This window comes from Micromonospora sp. NPDC048169 (assembly GCF_040652815.1).
Lineage (GTDB): Bacteria > Actinomycetota > Actinomycetes > Mycobacteriales > Micromonosporaceae > Micromonospora.
The window spans coordinates 370,523-382,574 of sequence record NZ_JBEZMS010000001.1 but is presented as its reverse complement, the minus strand read 5'-3'; the positions used below and the strand labels follow the sequence as shown (position 1 = coordinate 382,574).

Below are 12,052 nucleotides of genomic sequence, written 5' to 3'. Positions count from 1 at the left end.
GCGAGTAACCCAGATCTTCCCGAACGGTCCTTACGAAATCGCCGTACCGGCTATTCGCCCCGCCCGGCCAGGTCCCGGATCCGCCGGGTCTGCGCCTCCCGCTCGGCGCGCTGCTGCTCGGCATGCGAGCGCCCGGCCGCGCCCGCGAGCAGCGCCTTGATCTCGATGATCGCGTCCCGGTTGTTCGCCAGCAGCCCGGCGGACAGGTCACGCACGGCGCCGTCCAGCTCGTCGTTCGGCACCACGAGCGTGGCCAGGCCGATACGGTCCGCCTCGGTGGCGTCCATCCGCCGGCCGGTGGCGCAGATCTCCAGCGCCCGGGAGTAGCCGACCAGCTCGACCAGGCGGCGCGTACCAGCCAGGTCGGGGACCAGCCCGAGCGTCACCTCGGCCATGGAGAGCCTGGCGTCGGCGGCGAGGACCCGCATGTCGCAGGCGAGAGCCAGCTGGAAGCCGGCGCCGATGGCGTGGCCCTGCACCGCGGCGATCGACACCACGTCCGGCCGGTGCAGCCAGGTGAAACCGCCCTGGTACTCGGCGATCCGGTCGGCGCACTCGGCCGCCGGCATCGCGGCCAGCTCGGCGAAGGAGCCCGGCCCGGTCGCGCCGGCGACCGCCAGGTCCAGGCCTGCGGAGAAGGCACGCCCCTCCCCGCGTACGACGACGACGCGCACGTCGCCCGGCAGGTCGCGGGAGAAGTCGCTCATCGCGCGCCACATCGCGGGAGTCTGGGCGTTCAGCACGTCGGGCCGGCACAACGTCACCGTCGCGACCGGCCCGTCGCAGTCGAAGCGCACTCCGGTCGTCTCGGCGGTCACCGGACGCCCCGGAACGCGCGGGTGGACGACGCTGGGGGGCGGATCACGCCTTCTTCCGGCGCCGGGCGCCGCCGCGCTGCCGCAGCTGCACCCCGGATTCGGTGAGCACCCGGTGGATGAACCCGTAGGAACGGCCGGTCGAGGCCGCCAGAGCACGAATGCTCTCTCCGCCGGTGTACCGCTTTACCAGGTCTTTGGCGAGCGTCTGACGCTCGGCCCCGACGATCCGGCGACCCTTCTCAGTGCTGGTGGCTGTGCCAGTGGCTGCCATGCTGATTCCTCACGTCCCAGACTGTGCGGTTCGGATACGGTCCCACCTATTAGACCGCCTCGGACGATCATGCGCCAGATATCAACTATTCGCCAACCGACACGCTACGCAATGTCAGCTTCCCGATAGAGTGATCCTTCCGGCCGGCTGATCCGTACCGGCCCGCCGGACGAGCCCGTCGCCCCAGGTTCGGCAAGGTGGCGGCATCTCAGTGGATGGACGGGCCAACGCCCTCTCCGTGGTCGGCCCGTCCATGCCGGCGAGAGCACGAGAGGCGCCGCCAATCGGTCCGTCGATCGACTGACGACGATTCGTTCCGCGCCGGTTCGACGAACTGGCGGCATCCTCCCGCCTGATCGGCACCACTTTCGACGGGACCGCCTCGCCGCGCTCCGGACGCCTGCGCGTCGGCGCGCCGGCATGGATCATGCCGGCGGTGGGTGCGCGGGTGCGACGGGCCGTATCGTGCCCGGGGTGATTGACATGATCACGGCCGCGGCGGGTGCCGCAGGCGTCTTCGCCGCCACCAACCTCGACGACATCGTCGTGCTCACGGTGCTGTTCGTGGCCGCCCGGCACACCGGGCGTCCCCGGCCGTGGCAGATCGTCGCCGGGCAGTACGCGGGCATCGGCGCGCTCGTCGCGATCGCGGCGGTGGCCGCCGCCGGGCTGCTCGTGGTGCCCGACCCGTGGCCGGGTCTGCTCCGCCTGCTGCCGATCGGGCTGGGCGCCCGGGCGCTGTCGGCCCGGCGCGACGACGACGAGCCGCCGGCGGTGGTCGGCAGCCTGGCCGGCGTCGCCGGGGTCACAGTGGCCAACGGCGCCGACAACATCGCCGTCTACGTGCCGGTCTTCCGCGCCCTCGACCCGCTCACCGGGCTGATCTGGCTGCTGGTGTTCGCCGTGCTGGTGGCCGTGTGGTGCGCGGTCGCCGCCGCGCTCGGCGGGCACCCCCGGGTGGTGGCGCTGGTCGGCCGCGCCGGCCACTGGCTGGTCCCGGCGATCTTCATCGCCATCGGCGCGACCATCCTGCTCACCTCCGGCGTCCTCCCCCACCTGGCCGCCCTCCTGGCCTGACCGCCCCCGCCCGTCTTCTCCGTCGATCATGAAGTTGACGGCGATCTGGATCTCAAAGAGTGCCGTCAACTTCATGATCAACCGGCAAGGGGCGCGGGCAGGCGGCGCGGGAAGGGGTCAGGCGAGCTCGACCAGCTCCAGCAGGTCGTCGGACCAGGCGTCCTCGTCGCCGTCGGGCAGCAGGATGGCGCGATCCGGCTTGAGCGCGGTGACCGCGCCCGGGTCGTGCGTGACCAGCACGATCGCGCCCGGGTAGCGGGCGATCGCGTCGAGCACCTGCTCGCGGCTCACCGGGTCGAGGTTGTTCGTCGGCTCGTCCAGCAGCAGCACGTTGGCGCCCGAGCAGACCAGCGTGGCCAGCGCCAGCCGGGTCTTCTCGCCGCCGGAGAGCACACCGGCCGGCTTGTCCACGTCCTCGCCGGAGAACAGGAACGCGCCGAGGATCTTGCGCAGGTCGGTGTCGGTCTGGTCGGACGCGGCGCTGCGCATGTGCTCCAGGATCGTGCGGTCCACGTCGAGCGTCTCGTGCTCCTGGGCGTAGTAGCCCAGCCGCAGCCCGTGGCCGGGACGCACCTCGCCGGTGTCCGGCTCCAGCAGCCCGCCGAGCATCCGCAGCAGCGTGGTCTTGCCGGCGCCGTTGAGGCCGAGGATGGCCACCCGGGAGCCCCGGTCCACAGCCACGTTGACGTCGGTGAAGATCTCCAGCGACCCGTACGACTTGGACAGGCCGGTCGCGGTCAGCGGCGTCTTGCCGCACGGCGCGGGGCTCGGGAACCGTACCTTGGCGACCTTGTCCGCGACGCGGACCTCGTCCAGGCCGGAGAGCAGCCGCTCGGCGCGGCGGGCCATGTTCTGCGCGGCGACGGTCTTGGTGGCCTTGGCCCGCATCTTGTCCGCCTGCGCCATCAGCGCGCCGGCCTTCTTCTCGGCGTTTGCGCGCTCCCGGCGGCGGCGCCGCTCGTCGGTCTCCCGCGCCTCCAGGTACGCCTTCCAGCCCAGGTTGTAGGTGTCGACCACGGACCGGGTGGCGTCCAGGAACCAGACCTTGTTGACCACCGCCTCCAGCAGCGAGGCGTCGTGGGAGATCACGATCAGGCCGCCCTTGTGGTTGCCGAGGAAGCCGCGCAGCCAGGTGATCGAGTCGGCGTCGAGGTGGTTGGTGGGCTCGTCGAGCAGCAGGATGCCGCCGCCGTTCTCCCCGGCGTCGCGGAACAGGATCCGGGCCAGCTCGATGCGGCGGCGCTGGCCGCCGGAGAGCGTGCCGATGGTCTGCGCCAGGGCCCGGTCGGGCAGGCCGAGGTTGGCGCAGATCCGGGCCGCCTCGGCCTCGGCCGCGTAGCCGCCGAGCGAGGCGAACTGGTCCTCCAGCGCGCCGTAGCGGCGGACCAGCCGCTCGTCGTCGGCGCCCTCGGCGAGCTTGTTCTCCAGCTCCTTCATCTGCGCCATGAGCACGTCCAGCCCGCGGGCGGAGAGCACCCGGTCCCGGCCGGTGACGTCCAGGTCACCGGTACGCGGGTCCTGCGGCAGGTAGCCGATGGCGCTGCGCCGGTCGATCTGGCCGGCGTACGGCTGGCCCTCACCGGCGAGCACCTTGAGTGTGGTGGTCTTGCCGGCGCCGTTGCGGCCGACCAGGCCGATCCGGTCCCCCGGCTGCACCCGCAGGGTGGTGTCGGACAGCAGGATCCGGGAACCGGCACGCAGTTCCAGGCCGGTGGCAGTGATCATTTCGGAGTACTCGCTCTCGGGTCCGGAAGGGCTGACTCAGGGCACGCGAAAGCGCCGGCGGGTGGTGATTTCCCGTCGGCGCGGGGCCGTTCAGCCTTCGCAGCGCAGCACGGGGGCAAGTGTACCGGGCCCCACGGACCCGCTCCCCCGGATTACCGTGCAAGATCATCGGGTACGGAAACCGCCGTCCGGACCCGGTCCGGTACCGCAACCACCACATACGGACACATCGGTGATCGGGGTCAACATGGAGCTGAACGAGAACGCGCGGGTCGACACCAGCCAGGTGGACGACCGGCGAGGGTCCGGCGGAGGCGGCGGGATGGGCATTCCGATCCCGATCGGCGGCGGCCGGGGCGGGATCGTGGGCATCATCATCGCCGTACTCGTCGCCCTGGTGGGCGGCGGCTTCGGCCTCAACGCCGCCACCAACGGCGGCGGTTCCGAGCAGGGCGACAACACCTCGCTGGAGCAGAAGTGCTCGGCGCAGGACGCGCTGAAGCAGCTCGACTGCCGCAACGCGCTCTACGTCAACTCGATCCAGGCGTACTGGCGCACCGCCATGCCGGAGGCGTTCGGCGAGCAGTACAAGCCGTCGAAGACGGTGTTCTTCAGCCAGAACGTCAGCACGGCCTGCGGCGCGGCCGACTCCGGCGTCGGCCCGTTCTACTGCCCGGCCGACGACCTGGTCTACATCGACCTCAGCTTCTACAAGCTGCTGGCCGACCAGCTCGGCGCCGAGGGCGAGTTCGCCCAGCCGTACGTGCTTGCCCACGAGTACGGCCACCACGTGCAGGACCTGCTCGGCACCGAGGCGCAGATGCGCCGCCAGCAGCAGCGCGACCCGCAGAGCGCGAACGCGCTCTCGGTGAAGCTGGAGCTGCAGGCCGACTGCTACGCCGGGGCCTGGGCGAAGAACGCCACCGGCACCGCCGACGAGCAGGGCCAGAAGATCTTCAAGAGCATCACCGAGCAGGACATCTCGCAGGCCATCGACACGGCCGAGAAGATCGGCGACGACGCCATCCAGCAGCGCTCCGGCCGGCCGGTGAACCCGGACGAGTTCACCCACGGCAGCTCCGAGCAGCGCAAGCAGTGGTTCACCAAGGGCTTCACCACCGGCGACCCGAAGTCCTGTGACACCTTCGGTTCGGGGGCCTGAGCCGATCCGCGCATCGGCCCGCACCACCGCAGACGGTGGTGCGGGCCGATGTCGTTTCCGGGGCCGGTCAGGCCGGCAGTGTCACCTGAGCCGGAGTGGACCGGTTGACAGTCGTCCCGTCACCGAGCTGACCACCGCTGTTGTCGCCCCAGCACCACAGGCCGCCGTCGGTACGGATGCCGCAGCCGTGGTCGGTCACCGCTACCTCGCCGGTCCAGGTGGTGGCCGTGCCGGCCTGGGCGGGCGCGGACCGGTGGGTGGTGCTGCCGTCGCCCACCTGCCCGGCCGAGTTCTTGCCCCAGCACCACAGGGTGCCGTCGGTACGCGACGCGCACGTCGTGTCGCTGCTCGCGGCGATCCGGTTCCAGGTGGTGGCGGTGCCGATCTGCACCGGCGCGGTCCGGTAGGTGCCGCTCACGCCGAGCTGGCCGTATCCGTTCTCACCCCAGCACCACAGCGCGCCGGAGCGGATCCCGCAGGTGTGGGCGTATCCGGCCGCCACGCCGGTCCACCCGGTGGCGGTGCCGACCTGCGCGGGCGCGGTCTGGGGTGCCAGGTTGCCGAGCCCGAGCTGGCCGTCCGAGCTGGACCCCCAGCACCAGAGCGTGCCGCCGGTGCGGACACCGCAGGTGTGCCCGTAGCCGGTCGAGACGCTCACCCAGTCGGTGGCCGTGCCGACCTGCAGCGGGGTGTTCGCGACGTACGGCGAGGCGCCGACGCCCAGCTGGGTGGTCCGGTTGAAGCCCCAGCACCAGAGCGTGCCGTCGGTGCGGATCGCGCAGGTGTGCTGGGGGCCGGCGTCGACCCGGGCCCAGGTGGTAGCGGTGCCGACCTGCACCGGGGCGCTGCGGCTGGTGGTGGTGCCGTCGCCGAGCTGGCCCCGGAAGTTCGAGCCCCAGCACCAGAGCGTCCCGTCCGTGCGTACCGCGCAGGTGTGCCCGGAGCCGCCGTCGACACCGGTCCAGGTGGCGGTGCCGACCCGCGCCGGGGCGCTGCGGTTGGTGGTGGTGCCGTCGCCGAGCTGGCCGGCGTAGTTGGAGCCCCAGCACCACAGTCCCCCGTCGGTGCTGATCGCGCAGGTGTGCGCGCCGCCCGCGGTGACGCTGGTGACAGTGGGCGCGGCGAGCGCGGCGCCCCGCGCCGGAGCCGCGTTGGCCGTGCCGGCTGTCAGCGTGGCGGTGAGCACGAGGCTTCCGGCGCTCATCGCCGCCGCCGCGACGAGGAGCCTCGTCGCACGGCGCCACCGGGCCCGCAGCCGGCCGTCCTGATATCCGCTCATGAAGTTGTTCTCTCCCAACGATGTCGGCGCGTGATGGCGGAGGCGAAGCTGCCCTGCGGGTCGCCCGGAGACCCGGCTTCGTGACACCGACGATAGGCATCGAGTCGATTCGATGCACCATCGGGGAACGGGATTGCGCCGTCTTGAGGTGATCTTTCCTGTTCAGCGGACCAGGATGTGGACCGCCCGGGCGGCGGCGACCGCGGCCACCAGCACCGCGTGCCGGGGCTCCGGCACGTCCAGCAGGCGCGGCGCGCGCAGCGCCGTCAGCGGGGCCAGCCGCCGGTCGGCAAGCACCGTGTCCACCGCGCGCCGGTCACCTCCGCACACCAGCGCCGCGAGCGTGCCCACCTCCGGCAACAGCAGACGCACTGCCAGCTCCGCCGCGTCGCCCAGGGCGGCCTTGGCCTGGTTGTCCCGCCGCCGGGCGAACCGCTGCTGGGACCAGCCACCCGCCGCGGTACGGCCCTGCACGTACCGGGTGTCCACCTTGGAGACCACCAGGTCGGCGCCGTCGGCGACGCCGAGGGCGACCGCGCCCTTGCGGGCCAGCAGCAGACCGAGCCGGCGGGCCGCCGTGGCGGAGGCGACGAATCCGGGTACGTCCGCCGACGCGCTCGCGCCGGGCGGGGTGTGCAGCTCGGCGGTGGCGCCGTCCGGGGCGGTGAGCAGCAGCCCGTACTCCTGGACTGTCGTGGTCGGCGGGCCGTGCCGGTCGGTGAAGCCCTCGACCCAGCGGGCGACGCGGCCGGGGTCGACCTCGACCCACCGGCCGCCCCCGGCGGCGGGTCGGCTGCTCATGGCCCGACGGTACGCCATCGACGGGCCGGGAGACGCGACGCGGGAGGACACCGTGCCGGCGCCCTCCCGCGTCTACCGCGTGGATCAGTGGACGGTGAGGTTGCCGCCCTTCAGCTTGACCTCGGCGGTCGCGCCGCCCGTCCAGTCCGACGACAGGAGCAGGGCGCCACCCTTCCACAGGGTGAGCCCGACGCTGTCGTTCCTACCGGGGGCGCCCCGGTCGGTCACCGTCACGGCCAGGGTCAGGCCGGAGGACACCAGCTTGCCCTTGCTGTCGTACAGGGCGGCCTGGTAGCGCACCTGGGCGACCTTGCCCGCCGAGGTGACGCCGAGCGCGTCGACAGTGTCGGCCTTGACCGTGTACGACTTCCCACCGGAGCGGAACTCGACCTCGGCCTTGCCCGACGGGGCCTTGTTCGCCTTGCCCGGCTTCGCGTTCAGCTCCACCTCGACAGTGGAGTTCACGTCGGCCGGGTAGCTTCCCGCCGAGCGGGTGGCGGTGAACTCCCCGCCGCCGGTGAGGAATCCACCGTCGGAGACGGCCACTGTCACCTGGGCGGTGGTGCTGCCCGTGTAGTTGCCGCCCACTGTCGCGGTGACGGTGTGCGTGCCCTTCGACAGGGTGGCCTCACACGCCGCGGACGCGCTGGTGGTGGCCGTGCCGAGCAGGGCCGGCGCGGCGGTGCAGAGCGTCACGCCGTCCTTGGTGAAGGTGACGGTGGCGGTACGGATGTCGCCCGCCGTGGTGTCCGTGGCACCGGGCAGCACCGAGCCGTCCCGGACCACGGCCCGCAGCAGCGCCGTGCCGGACGCGCCGCCGGTCGCGGTGTTCACCAGCGTGTCACCGGCCCAGCTGACCGCCGCGTCCTCGGCGGCGACGGTGACGGTGAACGAGGTGCTGCCGGTCAGCCCGGAGCCGTCGGACACAATCACGGTGACCGGGTAGTCACCCGGTGCCGCCGTGGTGGTGCCGGCGACCGTCCAGGTACGCGTACCCGGGCGGGCGTCGGTCGCGGAGGTGTTCGTGACGGCCAGGGACAGGCCGGCGGGCAGCCCGGTGGCCGCAGCGCTCAGGTCCGCGCCGGCGGTGTCGCCGTCGTCGGCGGTGACGGTGACGGCCGGCGAGAGCGCGTCGCTGTACTGCACGCTCACACCACCGTCGGGGGCGGTGCTGGTGACGACCGGGGCGGACCGGATCGTGAAGTCGGCGTCGTTGACGTCGAAGAAGACGTTACCGACCGCCTCGATCTTGATCCGGGCCTTCTCGGTGGCCACGTTCGGCAGCGACACGGTCGCGGTGCCGGTGTTGGCGGTCTGCTCGGCCAGCACGTACGGGAAGGTCTGCCCGCCGTCGGCGGACAGCGAGATCTTCACCTGCGCGGCGTTCACCGGCGCCACGTCGGTGCCGGCGACGTCCCACGTCACGGTCTGGGTCGAGCCGCCGTCCAGGACGGCGGCGGTGTCCTGCGAGGTCACCAGGAACGGGCCCGCGTCCGGCGCCAGCACCACGGCGACGTCGGCGCTGCCGATGCCGCCGCCACCCAGCCGCCCGTCCCGGGCGGTGAGCTTGAAGTGCAGGGTCCGGTCGCCGGCCATGCCGACCCAGTCGCGGGTGGGCAGGAACTCGGAGTAGCAGTCCACCAGCTCGGCCGGCACGTTCGACGCGCCACCCGTGGCCGGGGGCGCCGGAGCGGCCGGGCAGGCGCCGGTCGCGGCGTTGGTGTTGCCGGCCAGGATCTGCCGCATGTCCGGGAAGACCCGGGTCGAGTCGGTGGTGACCGAGTTCAGGCCCGGCGAGTGGTACTTCAGCGTGTCGGTCGGCGACACGATCGCCGCCTCGCCGAACACCCGGAACAGCGGACCGTTCACCTTCGTGTTGTTCACCAGCGCGGTGCCGGCCGAGGCGCCCCTGTCGTTCTGCTCCCACAGGTACGTCACGGTGTCGCCGTCGGCGTCGGTGGCGCTGCCGGTCAGCGCGAACGGCGTACGCACCGGGATGGTGACGGTGTCCGGCACGGTGACCACCGGGGCGTGGTTGCCGGTCTCCTCGACCAGCCAGCCGCCGTTGTCGATGGCGCCGCCCTTGGCCGTCTCGCCGACGAAGCCGGAGGCGCCGGAGACGTTCGTCAGCTCCAGCGACGCCACGTTCGTGGTCGCCAGCGTGCCGCCGAAGGTCACCTGGAAGCCGTTGTCGTTGAGCGCGCCGCTGCCACCGAACGCGGCCACCGTGACGGTCGCGCCGGCCGGCCAGCCGGCGATGCCCTCGACGGCCGCCTTGATGCCGGCGGTGGTGTAGTTGACGCCCCGCACGATCGGCGCCGAGTCGTTGCCCGCGTAGCTGATGGTGAAGGACTCACCGTCGGCGTCGAACCCGTACAGCGAGACGGTCTGCACCTCGTTGATCGCCGGGCGGTTCGAGGTCACGTAGTTGGTGATCTCGGTGTAGCTGCGGTGCGACCAGTACGGGTCGCTGTGCGGCTGGAGGTTGTCCTGCTGGCAGATACCCGCGTACGCCATGATCGACGAGCCGCTGCCCGGCTCGTACGAGTTGGCCGCGCTGCGGTTGCCGCCCGAGCAGTTGTACTGGGTGCCGTTGAAGGTGTGGTTGCCGGCGAACTGGTGACCCATCTCGTGCGAGACGTAGTCGACCGCGTAGAAGTCGCCGACCGGCGTCGGCAGGCCGGTGCAGCCCTGCGCCTTGCCGTTGCCGCCGATCACGCCGAGGCTGGCCACGCCGCCGCCGTTGACGCCAAGGCCAATGTGGCCCACGTCGTAGTTGCTCGCGCCGACCAGCTGGCCGAGCACGATCCGGTTACGGCTGAGCGTGCCGCTTCCGCACGAGGTGAGCTGCGTCGGCGTGAAGCAGGCCGCCGCGCCGCACGGGCCGTTCGGCTCGGTGGCCAGGGCCGGCGTGTTCAGGTTCGTCTTGTCGGTGTCGTTGATCAGCACGAGCCGGATCGCGGTCTCGTCCTCGTAGATCTGGGTGACCCGGTTCATCAGCGTCACCTTCGCGGCGGTGACGTTCTCCGCGCCGAAGTAGGTGGCGTACGACGGGTCGGTCACCAGCGCCACCCGGTAGGTGCGCAGCTTCACCAGCGGCCCGGCCGGGACCTCCGCCTCGGCGATCTCCCCGGCCAGCGCGTGCGCCTCCTGCGTGACGTCCTCACGCTCGACGAACTCGCCCTCCGGGTGCTCCAGGTCGCGGGCGAAGTAGCTCGCGTAGAGGCTCTGGTCGCGCTGGTAGTACGGGTCGATGTACCAGTTGCCCTTGGCCGACCGGACCGACGCGTGGAACCCGAGCGGGGTGAGGTCCGCGCGGATGGTCGCCGCCGGGTCGTCCAGACCCTTGCCGGCGTACGTGGTGATCTCCGGGTGCTTGGCGGCCAGGCCGGCCTCCATGACCGGTGAGTCGACCAGCTCGAAACGCTGGAACGTGCCGTCCGGAGCGGGCAGCGACACGACCTGCTTCGCCACGCGGGCCACCGCCACGCGCTTCTCGGCGGGCGCCTTGTCGAGCAGGCCCTTCATGGTGCCGCGGTCCAGCTTGTACGCGGCCAGCCGCTTGGCCTTGACGGCGGCCTTGCGCCCCGCCTTGGTGGCGGCCAGCTTGCCGTCCACCTTCTGCCACGGTCCGTGGACGCCGGGTGCGGCGGAGGCGGGCGCGGGCGCCGCGAGAACGGGAAGCGTCGCCGCGGCGAGCGCGGCGACGAGGAGGGCAGCGGTCCGTCCGCGCCGAGGCCGACCGGCGAGTTGCCGGTCGCGCGGCGGACGCCACAGGGTGATCCTCAAGTCTTCTCCCTGCTGGGTCGAGTATGGACTGCCGTACGACCGGCGGGGATGACCGGACGTACGTGTACGGCCCACGGATTGTTCCGTGACCCTAGGACCACCCGCGACCGCGGACATCACCCGGAAGGTGGATGCGGTTCTACCTGGACGGTGATCCGCGTCGTCCCGGCACGCGGGATCCGCGCTTCCGAGGACAGAGCCGGCCGACCTGACGGCCGAGAACACCTTTGGTCGGATGCGGGACCATCAATGGATCTTTCCGCCGTCCGGAACTGCCGTCTCGGCCGATCCCCCGGTAACGGATCATGAACCGGTCCGCAATCCGGCTGACACACGGGCATGTCCACGCCGGTCACACACCGAGCAGCGTGGCGACCGCGAGGCCCGCGACGATGACGCTGGACAGCAGCGCGGTGACCCGCCGCGCGCGGGGCCCGGTGAGGGCCCGGCCGATCAGCGAGCCGCCCCCGGCGATCAGCAACTGCCAACTGGCCGAGGCCAGGAACACCCCGGCCGTGAAGACGGCCGCGCCCACCGGACCGGGGCCGAGCACGTCGCCCCGGCCGAGGACGAGCGCCACGAAGTAGACCACTGTGGCCGGGTTGAGCATGGTCAACGCGAGCACCGCGCCGAACGCCCGCACCGGCGTGTCCAGGCCACCCCGCACGCTCGGCTCGGGGGTCGTGACCGGCGGGCGCAGGGCGCGCCAGGCGGTGAGGCCGGCGAGGACCAGCAGCACGCCCGCGGCGAGCAATCGCAGCGGACCCGCGAACGGCGCGAGGCCGCTCGCCACCGCGGTGCCGCCGAGAGCCGCGACCGCCGCGTAGAGACCGTCGGCGCTCGCCACGCCGAGCGCCGCCCCCGCGCCGACGCGGAACGAGGTACGGGCGCTGAGCCCGAGGATGAGGATCGCGATCGCACCGACCGGGATGGCGACGCCGTAACCAGCGACCAGGCCGGCCAGGAACGCCCCGGTCACGACGACGGAAGGTGCGGCGAGGCGACCGGCGGTAGGGTGCGCTGTCGGCGCACGGCGGTGGCCGCACGGACAGGAGCCTGCTTCGGGTACGCCTCGATCACCGGCCCATCCTGCGCCCCGCTCCCCCACCCCCGCCACCCGTTTCCCGGGC

The 12,052-nt window shown here is 72.3% G+C and carries 9 protein-coding genes; 2 read left to right on the top strand and 7 right to left on the bottom strand.

Annotation, left to right across the window (positions count from 1 at the left end; all coding sequences use genetic code 11):
- Positions 1-50: 50 nt before the first annotated feature.
- Together AB0D28_RS01680 and AB0D28_RS01675 are read right to left on the bottom strand one after the other, a co-directional pair.
- Complete coding sequence (locus AB0D28_RS01680; RefSeq protein WP_357381065.1) at positions 51-818, bottom strand: enoyl-CoA hydratase/isomerase family protein; 768 nt, start codon at positions 816-818, stop codon at positions 51-53.
- A 43-nt stretch (positions 819-861) separates the two neighbouring features.
- Entirely contained in the window at positions 862-1,089 is a 228-nt protein-coding gene (locus AB0D28_RS01675; RefSeq protein ID WP_007072022.1) for a helix-turn-helix domain-containing protein, read from the bottom strand.
- Between the two features lie 483 nt (positions 1,090-1,572).
- Here AB0D28_RS01675 and AB0D28_RS01670 point away from each other — a divergent pair, with 483 nt between their 5' ends.
- On the top strand, positions 1,573-2,166 hold the full coding sequence (locus tag AB0D28_RS01670) for a cadmium resistance transporter (protein WP_357381063.1): 594 nt from the start codon (positions 1,573-1,575) through the stop codon (positions 2,164-2,166).
- A 117-nt stretch (positions 2,167-2,283) separates the two neighbouring features.
- Here the strand turns inward: AB0D28_RS01670 and AB0D28_RS01665 are convergent, their stop codons facing one another.
- The gene (locus AB0D28_RS01665) at positions 2,284-3,891 is read right to left on the bottom strand and encodes an ABC-F family ATP-binding cassette domain-containing protein (RefSeq protein ID WP_357381061.1); all 1,608 of its coding nucleotides are present in this window, start codon (positions 3,889-3,891) and stop codon (positions 2,284-2,286) included.
- Between the two features lie 247 nt (positions 3,892-4,138).
- Between AB0D28_RS01665 and AB0D28_RS01660 the strand changes: the two genes are divergently transcribed.
- Positions 4,139-5,053, top strand: coding sequence for a neutral zinc metallopeptidase (locus AB0D28_RS01660; RefSeq protein WP_357381185.1), 915 nt, complete (start codon positions 4,139-4,141; stop codon positions 5,051-5,053).
- 67 nt (positions 5,054-5,120) lie between these two features.
- On the opposite strand, the gene AB0D28_RS01655 is transcribed toward AB0D28_RS01660, so the two are convergent.
- The 4 genes from AB0D28_RS01655 to AB0D28_RS01640 all read right to left on the bottom strand — a co-directional run bounded on the left by AB0D28_RS01655 (position 5,121) and on the right by AB0D28_RS01640 (position 11,901).
- A complete protein-coding gene (locus AB0D28_RS01655; RefSeq protein ID WP_357381059.1) occupies positions 5,121-6,332 on the bottom strand; it encodes a hypothetical protein in 1,212 nt (403 codons plus the stop codon).
- 162 nt (positions 6,333-6,494) lie between these two features.
- A complete protein-coding gene (locus tag AB0D28_RS01650) occupies positions 6,495-7,133 on the bottom strand; it encodes an acVLRF1 family peptidyl-tRNA hydrolase (protein WP_357381057.1) in 639 nt (212 codons plus the stop codon).
- Between the two features lie 84 nt (positions 7,134-7,217).
- Positions 7,218-10,922 (bottom strand): M12 family metallo-peptidase, encoded by a 3,705-nt coding sequence (locus AB0D28_RS01645; protein ID WP_357381055.1) that lies wholly within the window; start codon positions 10,920-10,922, stop codon positions 7,218-7,220.
- A 352-nt stretch (positions 10,923-11,274) separates the two neighbouring features.
- Positions 11,275-11,901, bottom strand: a complete 627-nt coding sequence (locus AB0D28_RS01640; RefSeq protein WP_357381053.1) for a LysE family transporter — start codon at positions 11,899-11,901, stop codon at positions 11,275-11,277.
- Positions 11,902-12,052 lie beyond the last annotated feature (151 nt).

What these genes read in the sequence shown, in the direction of transcription:
- AB0D28_RS01650 (WP_357381057.1), bottom strand. Translation starts at nt 7,133, where the DNA reads ATGAGCAGCCGACCCGCCGCCGGGGGCGGCCGGTGGGTCGAGGTCGAC.
- AB0D28_RS01660 (WP_357381185.1), top strand. Translation starts at nt 4,139, where the DNA reads ATGGAGCTGAACGAGAACGCGCGGGTCGACACCAGCCAGGTGGACGAC.
- AB0D28_RS01675 (WP_007072022.1), bottom strand. Translation starts at nt 1,089, where the DNA reads ATGGCAGCCACTGGCACAGCCACCAGCACTGAGAAGGGTCGCCGGATC.
- AB0D28_RS01670 (WP_357381063.1), top strand. Translation starts at nt 1,573, where the DNA reads ATGATCACGGCCGCGGCGGGTGCCGCAGGCGTCTTCGCCGCCACCAAC.
- AB0D28_RS01665 (WP_357381061.1), bottom strand. Translation starts at nt 3,891, where the DNA reads ATGATCACTGCCACCGGCCTGGAACTGCGTGCCGGTTCCCGGATCCTG.
- AB0D28_RS01655 (WP_357381059.1), bottom strand. Translation starts at nt 6,332, where the DNA reads ATGAGCGGATATCAGGACGGCCGGCTGCGGGCCCGGTGGCGCCGTGCG.